Raw genomic sequence first — 25,710 nt, 5'->3', positions numbered from 1 at the left:
CCTTGCCGCGATGGGGCCAGCGCTGCAACGGCCGAGGTTACTTCGGCACTTCGCTCGACGGGATCCAGAAGCCGCCGTCGTCCGGCGGGACGATCCCGAGGTGCTTCGGCAGGATGTTCGTCCAGCCCGCGACGGTCTCGAGCACGTAGACCTCGCTATCCGCCTCGATCACGCCGATCGGCTTCGCCTTGTCGTCGCGCTTCGAGCGGATCGGGATCTCCTTCGTGACGCGCACGAGGGGCGGAGGCTTGTCGAAGGTGAGCTGCGCGCCGGCGATCTGCGTGGTGGGCGGGACGTACTGGTCCATCATTTCGCCCTTCTTCAGCGGATCGAGGTCACGGAGGCGCGCCCACGCGTCGATGGTGAGATCGCTGCGCGACATCACGTGCACGAAGCCGAGCTTCATCTCCGTGCTCCAGAAGAGCTGCCCCGCGCCCTCCATCATGTCGAGCGAGAGGACCACGTCGCCGTTCGGCTTGTCGAAGAGCTCGAGCTTCTGCTTCTTCGTCATGTAGCCGCGGCCGTTGCCGGGGACCTCGAACGGCGTCACGGTGCCCTTCGCGAGCGCGAACGCATCGCAAGGCGCCGTCGCCCGCACGGTCTGGTTCAGCGTGCCGCCGACCGGGATCTCCACGGTGATCGAGTTCAGGCTGGCCTTGACGAGCTTCACCTTCTGCGCGCTCGCGATCCAGACGTGCCCGCCGTAGACCGAGATGTCGCGCGTCGTGAAGAGCGGGATGTCCGCGGGCGCGACGTAGCCTTCGAGCCGCATCGCGCCGCTGCCCGCCGACGTCGCGAGCCGCGCTCGACCGGCCGTGGGGTCGAACGGGATCTCGCTGAGCGTCATGGGGATGTACGCGCCGGTCAGCGTGGCGACGAGGTTGCCGCCGCTCGCCGCGTCGAAGAGCTTGGTGTTCTTGGAGGGAGGGTAGGTACCTTTGATCGAGCAGGTGGGCGCCGTGACCGTGGGCTCCGCCGTCGCCTGCGCCTCGTCCGCGTGGGCCGCGGGCGCGCCGCCGGGCCCGGCGAGGAGCCAGAGACCGACGAGGGCCCCACCGCATGCTAAGAATCCGCGCTTCATGTCCGTCTCCCCAGTGCGAGTTTATCCAAGTCGGATGCAGGGAATGACACGAAGGACGCAACCGAGCGAAGGATGATGCAATCCGTCGAGCTTTCGTTCGCTTCCCCACGGAAGCTGCCCAAACCCAAGGATCTCCGCGGAAATGTGGTGGTCCTGGACATCGCCTTCGCCTCGGAGGCGGGAGGCAAGAGCTTCGAAACGGTGACGTTGCCCTTCATCGAGGCGCTCGGATCGCGGCTCCGTGCCTGGGTCGATCACCACGACAGCTTGCATCACGCGCGGTATGTCGAGGACGCGCGATTCGTGCTCTCCACGAAGGCCGAGCACGGCGCCTGCCCGGAGATGATCACGCCCGAGATCGTCGCGCGCGCCGGCCGCATCGACACGCTCGTCTGCCACGTGGATTTCGACGGCCTGGCGAGCGGCGCCAAGTGGCTGCGCGGCGGCGAGGAGCCGTATCCCGGCTGCGACGCGGACGCGCGGGCGATCGACACGCGGATCGGCACGCCGGGCCCGATCGCGCAGCGCATCGATCGGGCGCTCCGGGCGCGGCCGAGGGATCACGCGCTCTTCGGGCTCATCGTGCGGCACCTTTCGACGGGGCTTTCGGATGCATCGTTGTGGCAGCCGATCGACGCCGCAGGCGCGGAGCTCGCGCCGCTCGAAGCCGAGTCGCGAAGGCTCGCGAAGTCGTTCGCGCGGATCGAGCCGGGCATCGTGATCGTCGACGCGACGACGCGGAAAGGCCCGTACGACAAGACGCTCCTCCTGCTCGTCGGTCAGGAGCGCGCGAGCGTCTCGGCCGTGATCGACGGGGACAACGTGACGTTCGCGGCGGCGTTCGACAGCGGGATCAATTTCCTGGAGAAGTTCGGGATCTCCGGCGGCATGCCGACGGTCATCTCGATCCACCGATCGAAGCTCGCCTCGGCGCTCGAATCGCTCGGCGTCAAGCCCGCGGATGCATCGCGCTTCGCCTAGATCGCAAGGAGCGCCGCGCCAATCACGCCCGCGCTGTCGCCGAGTTCGTTCTTCGAGATCGGCGTGCGCAGCTCGTCGTTGAAGAGGAGCGCGGCCACGCGATCGCGGCCCTCGTCGTAGAGAAGGTTCAAGTTCGAAAGACCGCCGCCTAGCACGATCGCGGTCGGATCCACGATGTCGATCACATTCGCGAGGCCCCGGGCAAACGCTTCGAGGAGGCCCTCGATCGCGGCTGCGGCGTGGGGATCCTCGGCGCGGCGCGCGGCGATCTCGGAGGCCGAGAGCGAGCGGCCCGCGCGGCGCGCGTAGTCCGCCTCGACGGCGGGGCCGCTCGCGAAGAGCTCGAGGCAGCCGCGATGCCCGCAGTAACAGACGGGCCCGCGGTCGGGGAACACGGCGTGGTGGCCCCACTCGCCGGCGATGCCGTGTTCGCCTGGCCAAACCTGCCCGCGGATGACGAGGCCGCCGCCGACGCCGGTCCCGAGGATCACGCCGAAGACGACGCCGCCCACATGCGCCGAGGCCGCGCCGAGCCGCGCCTCGGCGAGCGCGAAGCAGTTCGCGTCGTTGTCGAAGACGATGGAGCGATCGAGCAGGCGCTCGAGATCCGTGCGGAAAGGTCGGCCGTTGAGGCAGGTCGTGTTCGAGTTCTTCACGAGGCCCGCGCGCGTCACGCCGCCCGGCATGCCCACGCCGAGCGGGATCGTCTTCGCGTCGAGGCCCGCCTCCGCGGCGACGTCCCGCACGAGCGTCGCGACCGCCTCGAGGATGCCCTCGTAACCACGCTCGCGCGGCGTGGGGATACGGCGGCGGAGGTCGACCGCCGGCGTGGCTTTCTCCGCCTCCCGGAGCACGACGGCCTCGATCTTCGTGCCGCCCAGATCCACCCCGATCGCGATCGGCTGGCGCATGCCGGGGGTGTACCCGCGAGGACGCGCCGCGTCCATGAACCGCCCGAGGATGCGTGATCCGTGCGAGGATCCAGCCGCCCGTGACGAACGCGCCGATCTACTCCGCCTCCCCTGCCCTCTCGCGGGCGCATGCCTGGGCCCTCGCCTTGACCGCCACGTTGACGATGGCCGTCAGCTACGTCGATCGCCAGGCCCTCGCCGCGCTCGCGCCGACCGTCTCGAAGGTCTTCGATCTCTCGGACACGCAGTACGGCTGGCTCGTCTCGGCCTTCTCGGTCGCTTACCTCGCGGGCGCTCCGTTCGCGGGCTGGCTCATCGATCACCTCGGCGCGCGCCGAGGCCTGCTCGGCGCCGTGGTCGCGTGGTCGCTCGTCGCCGCCGCGCATGCGCTCGCGCCGAGCTTCACGGGCCTGCTCATTTTGCGCGTCGCGCTCGGCCTCACCGAATCGCCTTCGTTTCCGGGCGCCGCGCAGACCATCCAGCGCGTGCTCCCGCCGGCCGATCGCGCGCGCGGCTTCGGGTTCCTCTTCACGGGCAGCTCCCTCGGCGCCATCGTCGCGCCGCAGCTCGCGCCGTTCCTGGAGAAGAACTGGGGCCTCCGGATCGCGTTCCTCGGCACGGCGCTCGTGGGCCTCGCGTGGGTGCCGCTCTGGCTCCTTCTCGCGTGGCGGAGCCCGGCGCGCGAGGTGCTCGACGCCGCACACGCGCCTTCTGCGAATCGCCCGCGTGCACGGTCGGTCCTGACGCACCCCGCGGTGCTGCGCGCGACGCTCGCGATCATGGCGTCGGCGCCGGCGACCGGCTTCCTGCTCAATTGGTCCTCCAAGTATCTCGCCGCCGAACACGGCGTCCCACAGGCGAAGGTGGGCCCCTACCTCATCATCCCGCTCGTACTCTTCGACGCCGGGGCGATCCTCTTTGGTCACTTCGCCAGCGTGCGAGGCCGAGCGCGCGTGGGCGGCGCGCCGGATCGTCTGCTCTTCGCGATCGGGATCGCGCTCCACGTCATCCTCGCGCTGACGGCGTTCGGGCGCACGCCGGTCGAGTCGATGGTGCTCGGCGGGCTCGGCTTGGCCGGCGGCGGCGGCGTCTTCGCCATGCTCACCGCGGACATGCTCACGCGTGTACCGCCCTCGGTCGCCTCCGCGGCGAGCGGCGTCTGCGCAGCCGCGCAGTCGATCGCGCTCATCGTCGCGAGCCCGGTCCTCGGCCGGCTCATCGACATCACCGGCGGCTACAAGATCCCGTTCCTGGCGGTCGGCGCCTGGGTCCTCCCGGGCTGCGTGGCGTGGCTCCTCTGGTCCCCGCCCCCGCCGCACGAGGAGCGCGCCTAGCCCGCGATCTTCAGGTTCCGCCGGATCCGCGCGTGCGGATCCTCGAGGTTCGGCACGAACGACTGCCCGGTGATCGTCTCGAACGCCTCGATGTACCGCCGCGCCGCCTCGACGCGCACTTCGTCCGGGATCGTAGGAATCGGCCCGTCGCCCGTGAACCCCGTGCCCGCGAGCCAGCGGCGCACGTACTCCTTGTCGAACGACTCGGGCTCCTCGCCCCGCGCTCGCCGCTCGTCGTAGGTCCGGGCAAACCAGAAGCGGGACGAGTCCGGCGTGTGGATCTCGTCGATCACCACGATCCGCCCGTCCTTCGTCTTGCCGAGCTCGTACTTCGTGTCGACCAGGATGAGCCCGCGCTCCTCGCAGCGCTTCTGCCCGAACGCGAAGAGCGCCATCACCATCTCGGCCGCCTCGTCGAAGTCGCGCGCGCTGATCACGCCCTCGGCGAGGATCTCCTCGCGCGACGCCGACACGTCGTGCCCGCCCTTCGGCGCCTTCGTGCTCGGCGTCAGGATCGGCGCGGGCAGGCGGTCGTTCTTGTGCAGCCCGTCCGGCAGGCGGTGGCCGCAGAAGACGCGCTCGCCGCGGGCGTAGTGGGTCCAGATACTCGTGGAGGTCACGCCCGTGACGTACGCGCGCACGACCATCTCCACGGGCAGCGGCGTGCACTCGACGGCCTCGACCACGTTCGGATCCGGCACGGAGATCACGTGGTTCGGCGCGATGTGCTTCGTCGCCTCGAACCAGTGCGCCGCCAGCAGGTTCAGGACCTGCCCCTTCAGCGGCAGCGTGCCGAGGACGCGGTCGAACGCGCTGATGCGGTCCGTGGCCACGAGGAAACGTCGGCCATCGCCCGTGGTGTAATTGTCCCGGACTTTCCCTTCGTATTTCGCGCCGAGCGCCCCGAAATCCGTGCGGTCGAGGGTCGTCCGGAGCGCTCTTTGGAGGGTCTCTTCGGGAACCATGGCGCCGGGACCTTAGCGCAAGATTTGCGCGGCGCAGCAACCCGGTTCTTTTCAGCTCGTCGGGATGCTAAAGGGCCGCGCATGAGCACTCGGAAGAAGATCGCACTCATCGGGGCCGGCAACATCGGCGGCGAGCTCGCGGCGCTCTGCGCCCGCAAGGAGCTCGGCGACATCGTCCTCTTCGACATCCCCTCGAAGACCGACTTCGCCAAGGGCAAGGCCCTCGATCTCGAGCAGAACTCGAGCGTCATCGGCTACGACGCGAAGATCACCGGCACGAGCGACTGGAAGGACTGCGCCGGCGCCGACGTCGTGATCGTCACCGCGGGCATCCCGCGCAAGCCCGGCCAGAGCCGCGACGACCTCGTCGCGACGAACCTGCCCATCATCCGCAGCGTCGCGGCGGGCGTGAAGGAGCACTGTCCGGACGCGTTCGTGATCGTCATCTCGAACCCGCTCGACGCGATGGTCTACGAGCTCAAGCGCGCCACGGGCCTGCCCCGCGAGCGCGTCGTCGGCATGGCCGGCGTGCTCGACAGCGCGCGCTTCCAGCTCTTCCTCGCCCGCGAGGCCAACGTCAGCATCAAGGACGTCCGCGCCATGGTGCTCGGCGGCCACGGCGACGACATGGTCCCCGTGCTCAGCGCGACCACGATCAACGGCGTCGCCGCGACCGAGCTCATCGCGCGCGAGAAGCTCGACGCGCTCATCGCCCGCACGCGCACGGGCGGCGGCGAGATCGTCAAGCTCATGGGCACGAGCGCCTACTACGCCCCGGCTTCGGCCGCGGTCGCGATGGCCGAGGCGTTCCTCCTCGACCAGAAGCGCCTCCTGCCGAGCGCCGTCTACCTCGACGGCGAGTACGGCTACAAGGACCTCTTCATGGGCGTGCCCGTCATCATCGGCGGCCGCGGCGTCGAGAAGATCCTCGAGATCAAGCTGACGGACGACGAGAAGGCGATGCTCGCGAAGAGCGCGAAGAGCGTGCAGGGCATCACCGACGTCGTGAAGAACACGCCGGCCGCGTGAACTCGTCTGACGCTTGGGGGCTACGCTCGGACGAGCCGAGCTACGCCCCCAAACCCCCCACGCGGGACATCACGGTCCCGCTCCTCGATTTGCGCGCGCTCCATCGCGCGATCCGCGAAGAGATCGATCGAGCCATCGCCCGCGTCGTCGAGGCGCAGGCGTTCGTCCTCGGAGAAGAGGTTCGCCTCTTCGAAGAGGCGATCGCCGCGCGCCTCGGCGCCGCGCATGCGATCGGCGTGGCCTCGGGCAGCGACGCGCTCCTGCTCTCGCTCGTCGCTTCGGGCGTGGGCCCGGGCGACGAGGTCGTGACCACGCCGTTCACGTTCTTCGCGACCGCGGGCGCGATCGCGCGCCTCGGCGCGCGGCCCGTGTTCGTCGACATCGAGCCCGACTCCTGGAACCTCGATCCCGCGCGCGTGCTCGCAGCGCTCGGCCCGCGCACGCGCGCGATCGTGCCCGTGCACCTCTACGGTCGCGTGGCGCGCATGGAAGCCTGGCTCGACGAGGCGCGGGCGCGTGGCATCGCGATCGTCGAGGACGCGGCGCAGGCGATCGACGCGAGGCGGGGCGGGCGCGCGGCCGGCACGATCGGCACGCTCGGCTGCCTCTCGTTTTTTCCGAGCAAGAACCTCGGGGCGTTCGGCGACGGTGGGCTCGTCCTGACGAACGACCCCGAAAAAGCCCTCCGGGTCCGCCGCCTCCGCACACACGGCGGCGAGAAGATGTACCGGCACGACGAGGTCGGCATGAACAGCCGCCTCGACGCGATCCAGGCCGCGGTTTTACGCGCCAAGCTCCCCTACCTCGACGGCTGGACCGAGGCGCGACGCGCCATCGCCGATCGATATCGCGCCCTCTTCGCCGAGGCGGGCCTCTCCGCATTCGTCCGCTCCGCCGAGGACGATCCCGAGGGCCGCCACGTCTACCACCAGTTCACGATTCGCGCGGTTCGTCGCGACGAGCTCCGCGTGTTCCTCGAATCCGCCGGGATCGGCACCGCCGTCTATTACCCGGTCCCGCTGCATCTCCAGCCTTGCTTCGCGCACCTCGGCCACCACACGGGGGATTTTCCGGAGGCCGAGCGCGCCTGCCGCGAGGTGCTCTCGCTCCCCATTTCGCCGACCTTGACGCCGGAGCAGCAGCAATTCGTCGTGGATCGCATTCGCACATTCTATTTCTGATCACGTCTCCGCCGCGAAGCGCTCTCCCGTTGCCGCGCCGTCTTGCCACCGCGATACTCGGGCATGCTCGAAGACGTCGACGTCGCGATCGTGGGGGCGGGTCCCGTGGGCACGCTGATGGCCAACCTGCTCGGCGGGCGCGGGCTCCGCGTCGCCGTGCTCGAACGCGAGACGACGCCCCACGGCACCCCGCGCGCCTTCTCCTGCGACGACGAGGCGATGCGTGTCTATCAGCAGGCCGGGCTCGATCGTGAGCTCGCGCGGACGATGTACGCCTGCCCGGAGGCCGAGTTCACCGACGCGAACGGGCGCGCCTTCGCGAAGCTCGTCTTTCGCGGGCTCGATTTCGGCAATGGTTTTCCCGCGCTGAACTTCTTTCACCAGCCCACGCTGGAGGCCATCCTGCGGCGAGGGCTCGAGCGATTCGAGAGCGTGTCTTTGCGGCTCGGGCACGAGGTCGTCTCGATCGACCAGGATGCGGAGCGGGCGCGCCTCCGGGTGCGGGATCCAGACGGACGAACCCACGAATTGCGGGCGCGTTACGTGCTCGGCTGCGACGGTCGCAAGAGCACGATTCGCAAGCTCTCGGGCATCACGTACGAGGGCCGCCGGTACGAGGAGCCGTGGATCGCCATCTCCGGCGTGATGGACGAGATCCCGGACACGATGCCGCTCACGCGTTTCGTATGCGACCCGGCGCGGCCCGGCTTCGTGGCGCGCGGGACGGAGAACCAGTGCCGCCTGGAATTCATGCTGCAGGCGGGCGAGACACGGGAGACCATCGAGAGGCCCGAGTCGGTCGCGCGGCTGATCGCGCCGTACGTGGATCCCGCGAAGATCCGTATTCAGCGAGCGAGCGTGTACACGTTCGAGGCGAAGACGGCGGCGCAATGGCGCAAAGGCCGGATCTTCCTCCTCGGAGACGCGGCGCACACGATGCCGCCGTTCATGGGGCAAGGGCTCGTGTCGGGTCTCCGGGACGCGGCGAACCTCGCGTGGAAGCTCGCGCTTTGCGCTTCCGGGCACGCGAGCGAGCGGCTGCTCGATACGTACGAAGAAGAGCGACGGCCGCATCTGCTCGCGATGACGGAGATCAGCATCCGGCTCGGGCACGTCTTTCTGGTGCGCGACGCGCGCGCGGCGGCGGTGCGGGACGCCGTGTTTCGTGGGCTCGATCGGGTGGGCCGCGTCCGCAGATTCATCCGGGACATGGAGTTCAAGCCGAAGCCGACGTGCGACGCGGGAATGATGCGCGGCGGGCGGCGTCGGCGCGGGCGCTTCGACGGCGCGCCGGGCGTGACCCCGCGTTACCCGGAAGGGACGTATTTCCCGCAGCCATTCGTGCGTGACGCCGCGGCCGCACGCGTGCGGCTCGACGACGCGCTCGGAATGGGATTCGCCGTGCTCGGCTTCGGGCTCGATCCACGCGAGGTGGTCCGGGACGAACCTTTCTGGGAAGGACTCGGCGCGCGGTTTTTCCGGGTCCTCCCCGCGGGGAGCGAGGCGCGCGAAGGCGCGCTCGTCGACGAGGACGGCGCGCTCGAACGGTGGTTTGTCCGATATGAAGCCGCGCTCGCGATCGTGCGGCCGGATCGTCATGTGTTTGGAGGGTTTCTACACGCGGAAGTCGACCAGGCGGAGCAGGAGCTTCGGAAAACGCTCGACTGATCGAGACAGTATGAAGCCCCCTCCTCCGATCCGGAAGAGGGGGCTTCAGCACGTCACGCGGGGAAACGCTCAGCCCATGTGCGCGATGATCGCGTCACCGAACTCGGAGCACTTCACTTCCTTCGCGCCCTCCATGAGGCGCGCGAAGTCGTAGGTCACGGTCTTCGCGCCGATCGCGCCGTCCATGCCCTTGTTGATGAGCTCCGCGGCCTCGACCCAGCCCATGTGCCGCAGCATCATCTCGCCCGAGAGGATGACCGAGCCGGGGTTGACCTTGTCGAGGTTCGCGTACTTCGGCGCCGTGCCGTGCGTGGCCTCGAAGACCGCGTGGCCCGTCACGTAGTTGATGTTGCCGCCCGGCGCGATGCCGATGCCGCCGATCTGCGCGGCGAGCGCGTCCGAGAGGTAATCGCCGTTCAGGTTGAGCGTCGCGATCACGTCGAAATCACGCGGCCGCGTCAGCACCTGCTGCAGCGTGATGTCCGCGATCGAGTCCTTGATGCGGAGCATCTTCTTCCACTTGCCGCCGCCGTGCGTGTCCCAGAGCTTGAGCGCCTCCTCGACCTCGGCGCGGAACTCCGCCTGCATGTCCGGCGGCGCCATGTCGTAGCCGGGCTCGATCTCCTTGGCGTTCTGCTCGACCGTGATCTCCGGGTTCTTCTCCTTGTTCCCGAGGATCCACGTCTCGCGCTCGGTCACCACCTTGCTCCGGAAGTCGTGCTGCGCGAGCGAATACCCCCACGCCTTGAACGCGCCTTCCGTGAACTTCATGATGTTGCCCTTGTGCACGAACGTGACGCTCTTCCGGTTGTACCGGAGCGCGTACTCGATCGCCCCACGCACGAGGCGCTCGGTGCCCTCGCGGCTCACCGGCTTGACGCCGATGCCGCTCGTCGCCGGGAAGCGGATCTTCTTCACCCCCATCTCCTTCTGGAGGAAGTCGATCACCTTCTTCGCCTCGGGGCTCTCGGCCTCCCACTCGATGCCGGCGTAGATGTCCTCCGTGTTCTCACGGAAGATCACCATGTCGACCGCGCCGGGATCCTTCACCGGCGAAGGAACGCCCTTGTACCAGCGCACCGGGCGCAGGCAGACGTAGAGGTCGAGCATCTGCCGGAGGGCCACGTTCAGGGAACGGATGCCCTTGCCGATCGGGGTCGTCAGCGGACCCTTGATGCCCACGAGGTACTGGCGATACGCCTCCACCGTGCCCTGGGGGAGCCACTCGCCGAACGTGTTGAACGCCTTCTCGCCCGCGTACACCTCGTACCAGGCGATCTTCCTCTTGCCGCCGTAGGCCTTCTCCACGGCCGCATCGAGCACGCGCTGGCTCGCCCGCCAGATGTCGGGGCCGGTGCCATCGCCTTCGATGAACGGGATGATGGGTTGGTCCGGCACCTGGAGCTGGCCGGACGCGGACATCGTGATCGCTTCGCCCGCAGTGGGCTTCGGGAACTCGCGCATGGCCGCGCAATAAACCAGGGCGACGGCTGCCGCAACGGGGACGGACGCTCTCGGGTGATTCGCCCGCGGACCCACGGCCGCTCCTGTGCTACGTCGTGCCCGGCATGCGCTCTCGTCAAAGGCTCGTCGCTCTTGGTCTCGTGCTCGCCGCCGCCCTCGCCCAGCAGCCGGCCGAAGCCATCGTGGTGGAGCGAATCGTCGCGGTCGTAGGCGACGACCCCATCATGCTCTCCGAGCTCCGCGCCCGCGCCAAGCCCTCCCTCCTGCAGGTTCAGCTGCGCGTGCGTCCCGGCGCCGAGCAAGCGGCCGCCGAGTCGCAGGTCTTCAAGGACACGCTCGAGGTGATGATCGATCAGAGGCTCGAAGCGCAAGCCGCCGAGCGCGCGGGGATCACGGTCACGCCCGACGAGGTCGAGAACGCCTTCCGCAACATCGCGAACGCCCAAGGTCTCACGACGACCGAGATGTTCCGCGAAGCGAAGGCGCGCCTGGGCCTCTCCGAGCAGGAGTATCGCGACGAGATCCGGCGGCAGATCCTCGAAGGCAAGATGCTGCAGCTCCGCGTGAAGGGGCGCGTGCGCATCACCGAGGACGACGTGAAGGCGATGTACGAGCGAACGCTTCGCGAGGAGCGCAAGCGCCGCGACTACCGACCCGCATGGATCGTGCTGCAGATCGTGCCGGGATCGAGCCCGGAGGCGATCGCCGAGCGGAAGAAGCTCGCGGCCGAGCTCGTGGCGCGGGCCCGCGCCGGCGAGGACTTCGCGGCGCTCGCGCGCGCCTACTCGGACGAGACGAACACGCGCGAGGCGGGCGGCGACCTCGGGATCCGCGCCCCGGTCGGCTCGCCGCAGGCCCAGCAGGGCCAGCGCCCGGCGCTCGCGCCCGATTTCGAGAACGCGGTCATGCCGCTCGAACCCGGTCAGGTGAGCGACGTGGTCCAGGTGGAGAAGGGCCTCGTGATCATGAAGCTCGTCTCGCGTCAGCCCTCCCGGTACACGACGTACGAGGCGGCGAAGGGCGAGATGGTGCAGCGCCTGCAGACCGAGATCCTCGAGAAGGCGAAGCGCAAGTGGCTCGACGAGCTGAAGAAGCGCACGCACCTCGACGTGCGTCTGTAGAGCCCCGCAGGCCGCCGCGCCGGGGCGCTGCCCCGGGCCCCGCGGGGGCTCTTCGCCCCTCGACCCGAACCAGGGCAAGCCCTGGACCTTTTGTGGGAGAACTGCGCTCCGCGCAGTTCTCCCAGCAGGCCGGTGGGACCGCGCCGCCCGTCGAGACGTCAGCGCTGCTGCCTTGGTTGGCGAGATCGCCGCCGGTCTTGACTCGGCCTGTTCGATGAACTGCGCGGAGCGCAGTTCATCGACCCCGGGTCCAGCGCTTGCGCTGGTCCGGGTGCAGGGGCGGACAGCCCCTGCTGGGGCCTGGGGCAACGCCCCAGCGCAGCGGCATCGACATGAGACTACGGCTTCGATGGCTCAGCCGGCGGCGGCGTTGACGCCGGGGGCGCCTTCGCGGCGTCGGCCTTCTCGGCCTTCTCGGCCTTCTCGCGCTCGGCGTCCTTGCGCTCCAGCTCCTCTTCCTGACCGAGCAGTTCGAGCAGCTTCTTCTCGTCGTCGTCGCCGCCCTTGCCGAGCTTCGACGCGTCGAAGGTGAGCATCGGCATCGCGCCGCCGCCGTTCATCACGGGCAGCCTTCCGTTCCAGCGCTCGAGCGCGCGGTACTGCAGCACCGACGGCGTCATCGAGTATTTGAGGATCAGGTTCGACCTCGCCTCCGCCTTCGCCGTGATGAGCTTCGCGTCTGCCTCGCCCTGCGCGCGCGCCCGCGCCGCCTTCGCCTGCCCCTCGGCTTGCGTGATCGCCTGCTCCGCCTCCGCCTTCACCTGACGCACCCGGTTCTCCGCCTGGATCGCCTGCTGCGTCGCCTCCATCGCGCGGTTGATCGCGTTCGCCACGTTCTCCGGCAATCGCAGCGCGCCGTTGATCGTGAGCTGATCGATCACGAACCCGTCCGGACCGAGCTGCTCCTGCATGCGCTTGGCCACGTTCTCCACGAGCTTGCCCTTGCCCGCGCCGTAGATGTCCTGCACCGGCATCTGCGAGGCCTGCATGTTGAAGCTCTCGCGCATCGCGTTGCGCACGTAGCCGTTCGCGAGGTCCATCAGGTCCGACTTGCGAAACCGCCCGTAGAGCTTGGGCGCGAGCGTGGGCTCGATGTGGAACGAGAGCCCCACGTCGGCGTTGATGTTCACGCCCTCCTGCGAGGAGAACGTGATCGAGCTGTCGCGCGCGTTGCCCTCGTGAGGATCCTTCGTCCAGACGATGTTCTGCACGCTGGTCGGGAAGAGGATGATCTGCTCGGTCAGCGGGTTGAAGAACACCCAGCCCTGCACCGTGGGGCTCTTGTCGACGCCGCGCTCGTCGCCGGCGAGCTTGACCTTGATGCCGACGTGCCCCGCGTCGACGCGCGTGACGCACGACGAGAAGGCGATCGCCAGGATCACGAGCCCGACGGCCGCGACGGCGATGCGCTTGATGAAGTTTGCCGGTGGTGGAGACGAAAAGGGGCGGACGGTTGCCATGGCGCTCTCGCGCCTAGCATATCGAAAACAGAAAGCTCAGGCCCTCGTCACGCCGAGGCGCCGGCGAGCCGCCGCGGCGATCGCGGCGAGCCCCATGCCGAACGCGACGACGAGCGGGCCGCGACCGTCGCCGCCGGTCTTCTTGCCGCCGCCCGACACCGGAGCGACCGAGCCGTCGCCGCAGAACGCCTCGACGTTCGTGCCGATGCGAGCCTGATGCATGTTGTCCACGGTCTCTTGCAAGGCCGCGGGCTGCACGACGAGATCGTTCCCGAGCGCCGCGCGCGGCAGGTTCGCTTCGAGCCGCGTGAGCCAAACGTCCTTCGGATGCAGGCCGTTCAGCGCGACGGCGAGGTCGTCGAGCGGGCCACACGCGAGCGTGCGCGCGTCGATCTCGCCGAGCCCGATTGAGCCGCACGAGGGATCGTCGAACGCCACGCCCGCGGGGCACGGGTTCGAAACCATCGAGCCGCTCTTGGCCAGGTTCGAGAACTCCGCCGAGCAGTCGCCCGTCGTCGTCTCGCCGTTCGCGATGCCCTGCGCCACGTAGGCGCCCGCGATCGTGTCGGAGACGCCGCCGAGGTTGCCCGTGCTCGAGTACGTGCGGAAGCCCTGGAAGCTGAAGAGACCAGGGAGCTGCGAGAGCAGGCCGCCCTCGAACGCGAACGCCGTGAGCCATGACGCGCCGCCGTTCTGCTCGAGCACCTTCGTGCGGAGCTCGCCGTAGTTCGACGACTGCGTCTTGAAGTCCCACGAGAGCAGGTCGACGGGCACGACGGCGTTGTCGAAGTTCTTCGCCTCCCAGCGGCCCTCGGTGATCATGAAGAGCGTGATCGCCACGTTCGCGCCGCCGCCGATCGCCACCATGCGCAGGGGCAGCGTGGCGCTCGCGCCCGGCTGCACGACACGCACGGGCGTCATCGCCTTCACGTCCTTGCCCGGAAGGAGCTTGATCGCGATGAAGTCGAACTTCTCCGCGACGTAGGCGTCGATCACCGGCTGCGTCGCGGGATCGATCCCGTAGCCCGCTTTGTCGAGCCAGGTGTTCAGCGCGCCGGGCTCGTCGGTGCTGAGCGTGACGGTCTGATACGGGCCCACGGTGCCGCGGTGGACAACCGTGACGCTCGGGCCGCCGCCGCCGTTGCTGTCCTCGTCCGCGCCCGAGAACGAGCGCTCCAGGAGCGCGTCGCCGCAGCCGAAGCTGCCGCTGCTCCCGTTGCCGCAGTCGACGGGCGCCTGGAAGACCTGCGTGGTCGTCGCGGCGTCGAGCGTGTCGAACCAGGCGTCGGTGGAGACCTCGATCACCGCGCCCGGCTTGACCGGCAAGACCCACGCGAAGCTCTCGGGATCGCCGTCGTACTGGATCTGATCCCAGAGCACCGTCTGCTTCGGCGAGATCGAGAGCGCCATGCGGTGCGCCGAGACGACGGTGCTCTGGCTCGGCGGCGCGAAACATCCACCACACGCCGCGGCTTCGTTCGTCGCTGTAAGAGAAGCAAGAAAGGTGGCGGCAAGGACCGGGACGACGAAGCCGAGGCGCATGGGGAAGATCTCCTCTCGGGCAGGAGCCTTAAGAAAAGCAAGCCAAGGTGCGGGCGGGTACAGCAAAAGCGATGCCGACCCGATTGCGGCGATTTGCAGGGAATTGCGCTGCGCCAGAGTGCGCCATGCAGGGCGAGGGCGCCGTGGGGTTGGCGTCAGCGTGCGTGCGGGCCCACGTCGATGCGGCACGAGACGGGGAGCGCGAGGCCGACCTGCTCGAGGGAGATGGGCGTCTGCGTGATGGCATTCGGCGGCTCGCAGGAGACGAGGTGGAGCGGCACGGTCTGCGACTCGGCGACGCGGGCGAAGGCGCGCGCGCGCTCGACCCAGCGCTTGACGAGCTCGGGCCGGAACGACTCGGGGTCGCGGAGCTTGATCTCGGGCGCGCCGAACGCGGTCTCGATCTCGGGCGCGCCTTCCCCGGACGAAGGCACGAGCGCGTCGCGCTTCTTCGAGGCCTCGACGAGCCCCGCGACGATCTTCGCGCGCGCCCAGTAGCCCGCCTCCGCGGCGAGCGGGACCTCGACGGCGCCGTCCACGGTCACGACGAAGCGCGTCTTCGGGGGCTCGTCTTCCTTCACCTTCGAATACTCGGCCTCGGCCGTGGTGTTCGCGCCGAGCATGGCGATCGTGGCCGCGCCGCCCGTGGCCGCGCCGAAGCGCTCCTTCAGCGCGAGCGTGGCCTTCTCCAGGAGATCGAGCCCGGCCTTCGGGTCGGCGAGCTCGACGCGCAGGACGAAAGGAACACACGCGAGATCCGGGCGCGCGACGAGGGCGCCGCGCGCGTCGCCGTGGCTCGGGATCGAGGGGCCGCTCGGCGCGGAGAACGAGGAAGCGCTCCCGTACGACGCGCTCGAGAGGAGCGAGGGCGCGCTCGGCTCGGGGACGGCGGCGGAGCCGCAGGCGGTGGCGAGGAGACCGAGCAGAAGCGGGAGGGGCTGGAGTTTCTCCATGGGGCGGCGAGTCTACCCGCAATCACGCGCGGGATCGCTGGCGCGTCCGTCTGCCGCGTGCTCTAACCTCTCCCCCCCGTGTCCCCCGACCGAACGCTTTTCCAGAAGCTCTTCTCGTCCCGGCCCGTGATCCTCGCGCCGATGGAGGACGTCTCCGACGCCGTCTTCCGCAAGCTCTGCCGCGAGCTCGGCGCCGAGCTCTGCGTGACGGAGTTCGTGAACGTCGAGGGCCTCCTGCGCGGCTGCCGCAACGCGCGCCGCAAGATCACGCTCGCTCCGGACGATCAGCCGACCGCCATCCAGATCTACGGCTCGGATCCGGACCGCCTCGCCGAGGCCGCGGAGATCGCCGCCGCGGCGGGCCCTTCGTTCGTCGACATCAACTGCGGCTGCTGGGTGCCGAAGATCGCGGGCCGCGGCGCGGGCGCGGGCTGGCTCCGGAACCCGACGGCGATGGTCGAGATGGCCGCGATGGTCGTGCGCCGCGTCTCCATGCCGGTGACGGTGAAGACGCGGATCGGCTGGGGCCCGGAGTCGGAGATGCCGATCGTGGAGCTCGCGAAGCGGCTGGAAGGCGCGGGCGTGTCGGCGTTGACCATTCATTGCCGCACGGCGCAGATGGGCCACTCGGGGGCGGCGGACTGGACCTGGGCGGCGCGCGCGAGGAGCGTGGTCGGGATTCCGGTGATCGTGAACGGCGACATCAAGAGCGCGGAGGACGCCGAGCGCGCGCTCGCCGAGACGGGCTGCGAGGGCGTGATGGTCGGCCGCCGGGCGATCGAGCACCCGTGGATCTTCCGCGAGGCGAAGGCGCTGCTCGAAGAGGGTCGGCAGATCGAATTGCCGACGCCCGAGGAGCGGATCGCGCTCTGCAAGAAGCACCTCGTGATGAACACGGAGGCGCGCGGCGAGCCCCACGGGGTGCGCGTGACCCGAAGGCACCTCGCGGGGTATCTGCACGGGCTGCCGGGCGCGGCGGCGCTGCGGCGCGCGCTGAACGCGTGTGACTCGCTGGAAGGGTGCCTCGCGATCCTGGACGAGGCGCTCTCGCGGCGGGCGGCCTGATCGACCTTTCGGGGATGTGAGCGCCCGCCTTTGGGTGGGCCCCATCACGAACGAGCGCGTCTCAAAGTCGCCTGCGCGCGTCTCAAAGTCGCCTGCGCGCGTCTCGAAGTCGCCTGCGCGCGTCTCGAAGTTGCGCCCACGCGTCTCCAAAGTCGCCTGCGCGCGTCTCGCAGCCGCCTGCGCGCGGCGTGGGGTCGGTTGAAGGCGTCTCGAAGTCGCCTGCGCGCGTCTCGAAGTCGCGCCCACGCGTCTCAAAGTCGCGTCCACGCCTCTCCAAGGCGTGGGCGCGCGTCTCCAAGGCGTGGGCGCGCGTCCTCCGGGTCGGCTGAAGGCGCCTCCAAGACGCTGCGACGCGACCTTGAATGCAGCTTGGGCGTGATCCGCCCAATCCCCTTCATTCTCTCCCTCGGGCTCCCCCCGACGATCCTTGACCGTGACCCCCGATGGCAAGGGAGCCCCGTGCGTGGCGTACTCGGCATCCGGCAAGCTCGCAGGGGGGGCCATGCGTTCTGCTTCTGGTATCCGACCGGGACTTCCCACGAACCGCGACGGCGCGACGAAAGACGTGCGGCGCATCCTCGTGGCCGACGACGACGCGACCCGCAGGCGCCTCATCGGCGCTCTCCTCGTCGAGAAATACGCGCCCGCGGTCGCCCTCGAAGCGTCCTGCGTGCCCACCGCGCTCGAAGCCCTGCTCGTCCGGCACCCCGATCTCGTCATCGCCGATCTGGGATTGTCTGGGCATTCCCAGGGCGGCTTTCGCCTGATCCTCGACGCGACGTCGCTCGGCGTGCCCGCGGTCGTCACGAGCGGGCCGATCTCGCGCGCGCTGGAGGAGCGGCTCGCGCAGCTCTGTGTGGGATGGGTGCCCAAGGGTTCGTCGGAGCAGGCCTTGCTGGCCGCGATCGACCGCGCCCTCGAGAAGCCGCGCGTCGCGGAGCGCGGAAACGAGCCCCGGAAGGTGCCCTCGGGGCCCAGGATGCATACGGCGTGATCGGCGCGTCCGTGACGAGCCACGAGCGCTGAAAGCGGGATGTCGCGGGACAAACACCAGGCAGCCGGGCCCCCTTCGGAGCCCGGCGATGCAGGAGAGCTCGACGCCGCCCTGGCCTCCGAAGGCCTCGACGACGAGCTCTTGCGCCAGCTCGGCCATCTGCTCGAAATGGAGCTCGTGGATCCGTCGCTGCGCGCGCGCAAAGAGCCGCTCAGGCGGCGCGCCGAGGCGCACATCGCGGTCGCGCGACTTTCGTTCGAGGCGCGGCTCTCGGATCGCGCCGAAATGGAGGCGCACGCGGCGCTCGCGCTCGCGCCCGACGACGAGGCGGCCCTGGGGCTGCTCGCGGCGATTCATCACGCGCGCGGCGAGCTCGGCGCGGCGATCACGCTGCACACGGAAATGGCGGCCCGCGCGGGCGGCGAGCCTTCGGCGCTGGCGACGCTCGGGCGGCTCTTCGAGGCGAGCTTGCGGGAAGAGTCGCAATCCGCGCGCGGGCCGCACGTCGCCCCCGAGGCGGGATCGACGACGGGTTTGTCCGAGCTCGAGCACGCCTTTCGCGTGGCGTTCGGGGGCAATTTGCAGGGGGCGCTGCGCATCGTGGATCGGGTCGCGGCGCGGGCGCGCACCGAGGCGCGCAGCGTGTACAAGCTCGCGATGCTGGAGCGCGCCTTTTTGCTGGAGCAGGCGCAGGACGTGCGGGGCGCGATCACCACGCTGGAGCGCCTCGCCGACGAGCCCGGGCTCGCGAACGACGCGGAGCGATTGCTTTGCCTGTCGCTCCTGTACGAGCGAGAAGGGACGCCCGAGCGAATTCGCCGCGCGCTGCGGGCCGTGCGCTATGCCTACCTCGTCACGCGGCGCCCCTCGCTGCTCCGGCGCATCGCGCGGCTCGTGGGCAAACTCGGGCACATGCGCCTCGCGGAGCTGTTCGAGGCGCGTTATCTGGAAGTCTTTCGCCGCCGCATGCACGTGCTCTCCCTCCGGGATGCCGCGCGTGCATTGCCGACCGCATACGTGCCCCCCGAGGGTTTGTCCGTCTTGCCCTTTGGGCAGCGGGCCGTCCAGCAGCTCTTCGATCGAATCCGGGATCGAAAGCGCCCGGAGCACCGCAGGCGCGCCGCCGCGCTCTCCCTCTGGGCCGGCGAGCCGGCGCGCGCCGAGGCGATGTACGCGGAGCTCGATCGAGAAGGACGAACCACGGCCGTCGATCTGCTGTATTACGCGGATGCGCTGGAGGCGATCGGGGAGCACGAGCGCGCGCGTTCGGCGCGGCGGCGCGGAGTCGCGGGGCTCGAACGTCCGGATGCCGCGGCGCTGACGCGGCTGCTCGCGCACGACGACGCGCGTCTCGAGGATGCACGCGAGGCGCTCGGATCACCGGAGCGGCTCGCGGAGGCGGGTTCGGTGCTCCGGGCGCGGCGAAAAGCACATCCGGAGGATCACGCGGCCGTGCTCGCGCTCGCGCGCGTGGCCGAGGCGAAAGGTGAGCTCGACGCGAAGGCGCGATACGAAGCCCACGCCCACGCCCTCGCGGACGCCGCGCGCACGCCGCGCCCGTACGTGCTCGCGGCCGCCGCATTGCGACGCGGCGGCGAAGTGCGCGGCGTGATTCACGAGCTCTGGGCCGACAGCCGCCGCACGAAGCGGGGCCGCGGCGGCCTCGACGAGAAAGATGTCCTCGGCTCGGTCGCGCCGGACCTCCGCGCCCGCGCGGTCTCCATTTTCCAGGCCGTGCGCGCCTTCGTCCGGGCCCGTTATCCTCACCGCGTCGATCCCGAGCTCGACGATCGCCGGTTTCTCCTCCGTTTCACGAAAGACGACGAGCCCTCGTCCGGCGACAGCGCCGGTCTGCCCATCGCCGTCGCCTTCGCGAGCGTGATGCTCGGATTCTCCGCGCCGGCCGACGTCGCATTCTCCGGCGCCGTGATCTGCGACGCGCACGACGTCCTGACGATCGGCCGCATCGGCGACGTCGACGCGAAAATCGAGGGAGCCTACGAGCGTCGCCTCTCGCGAATCGTGCTGCCCGCGCAAAACCGGGACGACGTGACGCACGCCGAGCGGGTGCCGCGCAAGATCGCCGAGCACATGGTCGTCTTCGCGCGGACGCTCGACGAGGTCCTCGAGGCGATCTTTCCCGAGCTGGTTTGAGGCATTTCGAGCCGCGGCGTTTCACGCGCAAGGGGCGGTCGCAACGGCGAAAACAAAAAAGGCCTCGGCCGCCGTCACGCGAAGGGCGACGGCGACCTGGGCCCAAGGGCGCGTGAAGACGCGCCGGGAGACCGGCCGAGGAGGGCCGATCTCCCGCTTCAATGGCATCCGATCAGAAGCCGCAGGAGCGGCACCAGGCTTCGTACTGCTGACGAGCGATCTCCCTCTGCCGCACGATCTCGGCCGTGAAGGGATTCCACCCCGTCCACGGTGTGGCCGTTGTGTGGCTCAGGCCGCTGCGCTGCGCGTAGAACGGGTCGATGCTCGTCGGCAGGCCGCCCACGTGCTGCGGGCCGGTCCACGTCGGGACCGACTGCATCGCGTAGTTGTACGGATACACGCCGTACGGCGAGTGCCCGAGGCCGCCCGTGTAATCCACGGTCCGCGGATCCATGCCCTGCACCGGCACGCCGAACCCGAACGGGGTCGCGCCGAACGGGGTATGGGAGAGGCCGGCCATCTCGCGGTTGAAGTCGCGATTGAGGCTGATCCGCTGCGTGCGCGCCAGCACCTCACACGTCTGGGCGAGGTAATCGTTGAGGATGCGCAGGTTGTTGATCTCGTAGGTCTTGGGATCCATGGTCATACCCCCCTTGAATCAGGGCTCGTGCACAGTCTCCGCCCCGGGGCCCTATGCCCCGACGCGGCACTACCTTTCCAGCGCTCTGCGCCAGAAATTCTCACCGGGCGCGGGAGGCTCGGAGGCGCCGCGCCCGAAAATCTTCATTTCACGTCGATCGGGACCTCGGTCACGTCGTTCCCATGGCCGTCCGTGGGAATCACGACCGTGAGGACGCCTTCCCGCAGCGTCGCCTCGATCCCGTCGCGCCGCGCCCGCGGCGGCAGCGCGATCGTCCGGAGAATCGGCCCCTTGCGCCGCTCTTCCAGGCGCATCATGCCCGCCGCCGATCGCAATGCGCCACGCTCGCCGCGAATCGTGAGCGCGTCGCCGGCGACCGATACGACGATCTGCTCGCGCGTCACGCCGGGCACGTCCACCATCACGCGCACCTCGCGCTCGAGCTCGACGACGTCGACCGGAGGCGCGAACGCAGGCTCGCCCTTGCCGCGCGGCTCCGCCGAGGCGCGCGCCTTCTGCTCGAGGAGCGCCTTGAACTGCCGATAATTGCTCTCGGCCTGGGTCGCGGGATCCACCTCCGGCGGAAGCTCGTAACGTCCCGGCTTGATGGCACGCCCGGTGAGCGATTGATATACGCCCGCGACCTCGGCGATCGCCTGCTCCACGTTCAACATCGAAGTCCCCTCCAAGATGAAGCCGCGATGGCCGTCCGGGGCGCCCAAACGCCCGCCGAGACGCTCCGAAGTGCGCAGAAACGCGCCACCTGCGCATTTCCGATTCGCCGCAACCGCGACGAGAAACGACACTACGCGGGTCGTCGCCGCCTGTCTGTCGGTCGCGCCAGTGTTATCGATTCAGGAGGTTCCGGATCGCCACCAGTAGAATGCGATAGCCCCGACAGCATTTCCCGGATGAACCCGCTATTCCACGAATTTTTCTAGGTTTTTCGTCTAGGGGTTCGAACGGTGGTTCGCCCTGGCTGAATGGCACGAATATGCCCAGCCAATACGGCGATACGCCCGGACGATACACGCGTACGCCCACGCCAAACGCGCGTATGCCCAGGCGTGATCCGGGGCGATCAGAGCGCCGCGTTTTTCCAGGGATCGAGGTCGGCGAGCGCGCGCTCGGCCATCGCCTCGTAGCGCGCGCGCTTCGTGAGCTTCGACTTCGTGCCTTCGAGCGGCGGCACGTGCGCCCACGTGATGTTCGAGGGCTGATACGAGGGTTGTTCGCGGCCGAGGTGCGTGACGATGCCGCCGAGCGCCGTCGTCTTCGGCGGCGGCACGAGCGGTTTGCCCGCGAGCCGCTGCGCGAGCAGGACCGCGCAGACAAACCCCGCCGCCGCGCTCTCCACGTAGCCCTCGACGCCCGCGACCTGGCCCGCGAGGAAGACGCCCGGCATCGCCCGCATCTCCATCCCCGGACCAAGCACCTTCGGCGCGTCGACGAACGTGTTGCGATGCACCGAGCCGAACCGCAAGAACTCCACCTCTTCGAGGCCCGGGACCATGCGGAAGACGCGCAGCTGCTCGGGGTACTTCATGCGCGTCTGGAACCCGACCATGTTGTACGCCGTCGCGGCCGCGTCCTCGGGCCGGAGCTGGATCACGGCGTACGGCCGCCTTCCCGTGCGCGGATCGACGAGCCCGACGGGCTTCATCGGCCCGTACGCGAGCGTGCGCTCGCCGCGCTCGGCCATGACCTCGCAAGGCAAGCAGCCCTCGAAGTAACGCACGTCCTCGAACTCGCGCGGCGCGACCTTCTCCGCCGCGACGAGCGCCGCGACGAACGCGCGGTACGTCTCCTCGTCGAACGGGCAGTTGACGTACGCCTCGTCGCCGCTCTCCTCGGCGTCCTCGGCCATCATCTTGCGGCCGGGCTCCTGGGCGCGCTCGGCCGTGCCCTTGCCCCAGCGCGACTGCTTCCAGACCTTCGACCAGTTGATCGATTCAGCGCTCAGGATGGGCGCGATCGCGTCGTAGTAAGCGAGGTGCTTCGTGCCGACGGCCTCGGCGATCGCAGAGGCGAGCGCGTCCGAGGTGAGCGGGCCGGTCGCGAGGATGACGGGACGCTCGTTCGGGATCTCCGTGACCTCGCGCGCCTCGACCGTGATGCGCGGGTGCTCGCGCATGGTCTGTGTCATCTCGGCGCCGAAGCGCTCGCGATCCACGGCGAGCGCGCCGCCCGCGGGTACGGCCGTTCGATCGGCGACGCGCATGACGAGCGAGCCGACGCGCCGGAGCTCTTCCTTGAGCAAGCCGACGGCGTTGGCGAGCGCCGCGCCGCGCAGCGAGTTCGAACAGACGAGCTCGGCGAAGAAGTCGCTCGTCTGCGCGGGCGTGCGGCGCGCGGGCTTCATCTCGAGCAGGCGTACGTGGTGGCCGCGCTCGGCGAGCTGGAAGGCGGCCTCGCAGCCGGCAAGGCCGGCGCCGACGATGGTGACGTCGTGAGAGCGAGCTTCAGTCATGGTGTCGGGGGCGAAGGCACGCCCGGACGAGCGGGCGCGCCTTTGGGGAGGGAGGATCGAGGGGGGTGATTAGGCCGAGGCGCGGCCGTTGCTCTTCGGCTTCGAGGCCGTCTTCGTGGCGCCCTTCTTGTCGGCGGTCTTCGCCGCGGCCTTGGGCTTCGCCTCGGCCTTGGGCGCGGGCTCGGCCTTGGCCTTGGCCGCGGGCTTGGGCTCGGACGGCGCGTCGGCTTCGGCCGACCCGCCTTCCCCGTCGTCAGCCGCGGCGCCCTCGGGCGCGGCGCCGGCGAGGCCAGCTTCGTCCTCCTCGGGCACCTCTTGCTTGAAGCCGCAGTCCTTCGTCGCGCAGACGAGCATCGGCTTCTTGCCGGCCGTGCGGGTCAGGAACTTGGCGCCGCAGGTCGGGCACGGGGTGGCGATGGGCTTCGCCCAGAGCTTGAAGTCGCACTTCTGCTCGGCGTTGAAGTTCGAGCAGCCGTAGAACGTGCGCCCGCCCTTCTTGCGCGGCCGGACCTCGATGATGTCGCCGCCGCACTGCGGACAGGCGACGCCGAGGGGCACGGGGCGCGCGTTCTTGCAGGCCGGGTAGCCGGTGCAGGAGAGGAAGTCACCGTAGCGCCCGGTGCGGATCACCATGGGCTTGCTGCACTTGTCGCAGGTGATGTCCGTCTCGCGCACGGCCTGCGCGCTGTTCGAGAGGTCGCGCGTGGCCTTGCACTTGGGGTAACGGCTGCAGCTCAAGAAGTAGCCGTTCTTGCCCCACTTCTTGATCATCTCCCCTTCGCCGCACTCCTCGCAGGGGATGCCCGTCTTCTCCGACGGCGGCTTCCACGAGGCGAGCTTCTTCGCCGGCTCGAGCTGCTGGCGGAAGCGCTTGTAGAACCGCTTGAGGAGCTGCTCGCGCTTGATCTTGCCGGCGCCGACCTCGTCGAGCTCCTCCTCCATCTGCGCGGTGAAGTTCGGATCCATGAAGTCGAGGTTCGAGCGCACGAGGCCCTCGACCACGAACTTGCCGAGCTGCGTCGGCTGGAACGCGCCGCCGGGCAGCTTCTCCACGTACGCGCGCTGCTGCACCTTGCTGATGATCTCGGCGTACGTCGAAGGCCGGCCGATGCCGCGCTTCTCGAGCTCACGCACGAGCGAGCCTTCGTTGTAGCGCGCCGGCGGCTGCGTGAACTTCTGCTCCGTCACCACGCCGGGCGACGTCGAGAGGCGAATCACGTCGCCCTCGTTCATCTCGGGCAGGAGCGCGTCGCTGTCCTCCTCGACCGGCGCGGCCTTCGCCGCGGCCGTGGGCTCCGGGGCCTCGCCGTCCGCCCCTGCTTCTTCCTCGCCCGCGAAATCACGCTGCCCCTCGGTGACCTCGAGCCAGCCCTTGTCCTTGAGCACGCGCCCCGTCGAGCGGAGCATGTACGACTTGCGCGACGCATCGCCGCGCGTCGGCTCCGCCTGGATCTCGACCGTCGTCCGATCGTAGACGGCGGGCGTCATCTGCGAAGCGACGAACCGGTTCCAGATGAGCTTGTACAGCTTGTACTGCTCGTCCTTGAGGTGCTTCTTGACGGAGTCCGGGTGGATGTTGACGTCCGTCGGCCGGATCGCCTCGTGTGCGTCCTGCGCGTTCTTCTTGGACTTGTAGACGTTCGGTTTGTCCGGGACGAAGGACTTGCCGTAACGCTTCTCGATCGCCTGGCGCACCTCGGCGATGGCGTCGTCGCTGACGCGCGTCGAGTCAGTACGGATGTAGGTGATGAGGCCGACCGGGCCGCCGTCCTGCTTGAGGTCGACGCCCTCGTAGAGCCCCTGCGCGACCTGCATCGTGCGCTTCGTGCCGAAATGCAGGATGTTCGTCGCGTCCTGCTGGAGCTTCGACGTGGTGTACGGCGCGGGCGGGTTGCGCCTCTGCTCGCGACGCGTGACCTTCGCGACCTTGCAGCTCGCGCTCTCGAGATCGGCGCGCACGAGGGCCGCGGTCTCGCCGTTTTTCACCTCGATCTTCTCGCCCTCGGCCGCGGCGAGCTTGGCCACGAAGGCCGCGCCGCTCGGCGCCGAGAGGCCGGCGGAGACGTTCCAGTACTCCTCGGGGACGAACGCCTCGATCTCGCGCTCGCGGTCGACGATCAGCCGGAGCGCCACGGACTGCACGCGGCCGGCGGACAGGCCGAAGGCGAGCTTCGACCAGACGAGCGCGGATACGTCGTAGCCGACGATGCGATCGAGCACGCGGCGAGCGCGCTGGGCGTCGTAGAGGTTGATGTCGAGCGGTCGGGGGTGCTGGACGCCGTGGTCGACGCCCTTCTTCGTGATCTCGTGGAACTCCACCCGCTCGACCCGGAGCTTGTCGTCCTGGATCTCCTCGAGGATGTGCCAAGCGATCGCCTCGCCCTCGCGATCAGGGTCGGTCGCCAGGAGCACCGCGTCCACCTTCTTGGCCGCGTCCTTCAGCTCCTGGAGGACTTTCTCCTTCCCGACGATGACCTCGTACTTCTCGGTGAAGTCGTTCGCGACGTCGACGGCGTTCTGGTTCTTGGGCAAATCCTTCAAATGCCCCTTGGAGGCGACGACGTCGTACCCCGAGCCGAGGTACTTCTTGATCGTCTTCGCCTTGGCCGGCGACTCCACGATGACGAGCGTCTTGGCCATCACCACCTTCTGATGAGCAAATTGCGTGAGGACGAGGGGAAAACCCGTGGGCCCGCT

Annotated in this window: 20 protein-coding genes; 9 read left to right on the top strand and 11 right to left on the bottom strand. The window is 69.3% G+C overall.

Going from position 1 to position 25,710, the window contains the following annotated elements; all coding sequences use genetic code 11:
• Window positions 1–37: 37 nt before the first annotated feature.
• Complete coding sequence (locus QHF83_RS03625) at window positions 38–1,081, bottom strand: hypothetical protein (protein ID WP_282416345.1); 1,044 nt, start codon at window positions 1,079–1,081, stop codon at window positions 38–40.
• A gap of 72 nt (window positions 1,082–1,153) precedes the next feature.
• Here QHF83_RS03625 and QHF83_RS03620 point away from each other — a divergent pair, with 72 nt between their 5' ends.
• A complete protein-coding gene (locus tag QHF83_RS03620; protein ID WP_282416344.1) occupies window positions 1,154–2,062 on the top strand; it encodes a hypothetical protein in 909 nt (302 codons plus the stop codon).
• On the opposite strand, the gene QHF83_RS03615 is transcribed toward QHF83_RS03620, so the two are convergent.
• Window positions 2,059–2,973 (bottom strand): ROK family protein, encoded by a 915-nt coding sequence (locus tag QHF83_RS03615; protein WP_282416343.1) that lies wholly within the window; start codon window positions 2,971–2,973, stop codon window positions 2,059–2,061. The genes QHF83_RS03620 and QHF83_RS03615 overlap by 4 nt on opposite strands.
• 53 nt (window positions 2,974–3,026) lie before the next feature.
• Between QHF83_RS03615 and QHF83_RS03610 the strand changes: the two genes are divergently transcribed.
• On the top strand, window positions 3,027–4,307 hold the full coding sequence (locus QHF83_RS03610) for an MFS transporter (protein ID WP_282416342.1): 1,281 nt from the start codon (window positions 3,027–3,029) through the stop codon (window positions 4,305–4,307).
• On the opposite strand, the gene QHF83_RS03605 is transcribed toward QHF83_RS03610, so the two are convergent.
• Window positions 4,304–5,272: a phosphoribosylaminoimidazolesuccinocarboxamide synthase gene (locus QHF83_RS03605; RefSeq protein WP_282416341.1), complete on the bottom strand. Its 969-nt coding sequence runs from the start codon at window positions 5,270–5,272 to the stop codon at window positions 4,304–4,306. The genes QHF83_RS03610 and QHF83_RS03605 overlap by 4 nt on opposite strands.
• Window positions 5,273–5,353: 81 nt before the next feature.
• Here QHF83_RS03605 and mdh point away from each other — a divergent pair, with 81 nt between their 5' ends.
• The 3 genes from mdh to QHF83_RS03590 all read left to right on the top strand — a co-directional run bounded on the left by mdh (window position 5,354) and on the right by QHF83_RS03590 (window position 9,150).
• Entirely contained in the window at window positions 5,354–6,301 is a 948-nt protein-coding gene (gene mdh / locus QHF83_RS03600) for a malate dehydrogenase (RefSeq protein ID WP_282416340.1), read from the top strand.
• Complete coding sequence (locus QHF83_RS03595; protein WP_282416339.1) at window positions 6,298–7,482, top strand: DegT/DnrJ/EryC1/StrS family aminotransferase; 1,185 nt, start codon at window positions 6,298–6,300, stop codon at window positions 7,480–7,482. Before mdh ends, QHF83_RS03595 begins: the two co-directional genes overlap by 4 nt.
• Before the next feature lie 63 nt (window positions 7,483–7,545).
• Window positions 7,546–9,150, top strand: a complete 1,605-nt coding sequence (locus QHF83_RS03590; RefSeq protein ID WP_282416338.1) for a bifunctional 3-(3-hydroxy-phenyl)propionate/3-hydroxycinnamic acid hydroxylase — start codon at window positions 7,546–7,548, stop codon at window positions 9,148–9,150.
• Between the two features lie 69 nt (window positions 9,151–9,219).
• Here the strand turns inward: QHF83_RS03590 and icd are convergent, their stop codons facing one another.
• A complete protein-coding gene (icd, locus tag QHF83_RS03585) occupies window positions 9,220–10,614 on the bottom strand; it encodes an NADP-dependent isocitrate dehydrogenase (protein WP_282416337.1) in 1,395 nt (464 codons plus the stop codon).
• Between the two features lie 104 nt (window positions 10,615–10,718).
• On the opposite strand from icd, the gene QHF83_RS03580 reads away from it, so the two are divergent.
• The gene (locus QHF83_RS03580) at window positions 10,719–11,735 is read left to right on the top strand and encodes a peptidylprolyl isomerase (protein ID WP_282416336.1); all 1,017 of its coding nucleotides are present in this window, start codon (window positions 10,719–10,721) and stop codon (window positions 11,733–11,735) included.
• Window positions 11,736–12,073: 338 nt separating this feature from the next.
• On the opposite strand, the gene QHF83_RS03575 is transcribed toward QHF83_RS03580, so the two are convergent.
• From QHF83_RS03575 to QHF83_RS03565, 3 genes are all read right to left on the bottom strand, one after another.
• Complete coding sequence (locus QHF83_RS03575; RefSeq protein WP_282416335.1) at window positions 12,074–13,195, bottom strand: prohibitin family protein; 1,122 nt, start codon at window positions 13,193–13,195, stop codon at window positions 12,074–12,076.
• A gap of 36 nt (window positions 13,196–13,231) precedes the next feature.
• Window positions 13,232–14,737 carry a DUF2330 domain-containing protein gene (locus QHF83_RS03570; RefSeq protein WP_282416334.1) on the bottom strand — a complete coding sequence of 502 codons (1,506 nt, stop codon included), beginning with the start codon at window positions 14,735–14,737 and terminating at the stop codon, window positions 13,232–13,234.
• Window positions 14,738–14,892: 155 nt separating this feature from the next.
• Window positions 14,893–15,690 carry a hypothetical protein gene (locus QHF83_RS03565; RefSeq protein ID WP_282416333.1) on the bottom strand — a complete coding sequence of 266 codons (798 nt, stop codon included), beginning with the start codon at window positions 15,688–15,690 and terminating at the stop codon, window positions 14,893–14,895.
• Between the two features lie 78 nt (window positions 15,691–15,768).
• Between QHF83_RS03565 and dusB the strand changes: the two genes are divergently transcribed.
• The 3 genes from dusB (at window position 15,769) to QHF83_RS03550 (ending at window position 19,903) form a co-directional block, all read left to right on the top strand.
• Window positions 15,769–16,755 carry a tRNA dihydrouridine synthase DusB gene (dusB, locus tag QHF83_RS03560; RefSeq protein ID WP_282416332.1) on the top strand — a complete coding sequence of 329 codons (987 nt, stop codon included), beginning with the start codon at window positions 15,769–15,771 and terminating at the stop codon, window positions 16,753–16,755.
• A 502-nt stretch (window positions 16,756–17,257) separates the two neighbouring features.
• Entirely contained in the window at window positions 17,258–17,749 is a 492-nt protein-coding gene (locus QHF83_RS03555; RefSeq protein WP_282416331.1) for a hypothetical protein, read from the top strand.
• 39 nt (window positions 17,750–17,788) lie between these two features.
• Window positions 17,789–19,903: a S16 family serine protease gene (locus QHF83_RS03550; RefSeq protein WP_282416330.1), complete on the top strand. Its 2,115-nt coding sequence runs from the start codon at window positions 17,789–17,791 to the stop codon at window positions 19,901–19,903.
• 172 nt (window positions 19,904–20,075) lie between these two features.
• On the opposite strand, the gene QHF83_RS03545 is transcribed toward QHF83_RS03550, so the two are convergent.
• The 4 genes from QHF83_RS03545 to topA all read right to left on the bottom strand — a co-directional run bounded on the left by QHF83_RS03545 (window position 20,076) and on the right by topA (window position 25,653).
• Entirely contained in the window at window positions 20,076–20,543 is a 468-nt protein-coding gene (locus QHF83_RS03545; protein WP_282416329.1) for a hypothetical protein, read from the bottom strand.
• 143 nt (window positions 20,544–20,686) lie between these two features.
• On the bottom strand, window positions 20,687–21,217 hold the full coding sequence (locus tag QHF83_RS03540) for an Hsp20/alpha crystallin family protein (RefSeq protein ID WP_282416328.1): 531 nt from the start codon (window positions 21,215–21,217) through the stop codon (window positions 20,687–20,689).
• Window positions 21,218–21,624: 407 nt separating this feature from the next.
• Complete coding sequence (trmFO, locus tag QHF83_RS03535) at window positions 21,625–23,013, bottom strand: methylenetetrahydrofolate--tRNA-(uracil(54)-C(5))-methyltransferase (FADH(2)-oxidizing) TrmFO (protein ID WP_282416327.1); 1,389 nt, start codon at window positions 23,011–23,013, stop codon at window positions 21,625–21,627.
• Between the two features lie 69 nt (window positions 23,014–23,082).
• Window positions 23,083–25,653, bottom strand: a complete 2,571-nt coding sequence (gene topA / locus QHF83_RS03530) for a type I DNA topoisomerase (RefSeq protein ID WP_282416326.1) — start codon at window positions 25,651–25,653, stop codon at window positions 23,083–23,085.
• Window positions 25,654–25,710: the final 57 nt, after the last annotated feature.

Origin of the sequence: Polyangium sp. 15x6 (assembly GCF_029960785.1) — a bacterium.
Taxonomy (GTDB): Bacteria; Myxococcota_A; Polyangia; order Polyangiales; family Polyangiaceae; genus Polyangium.
Note: the sequence above shows the minus strand (reverse complement) of the source record. Positions and strands in the feature narration are given on the sequence as shown.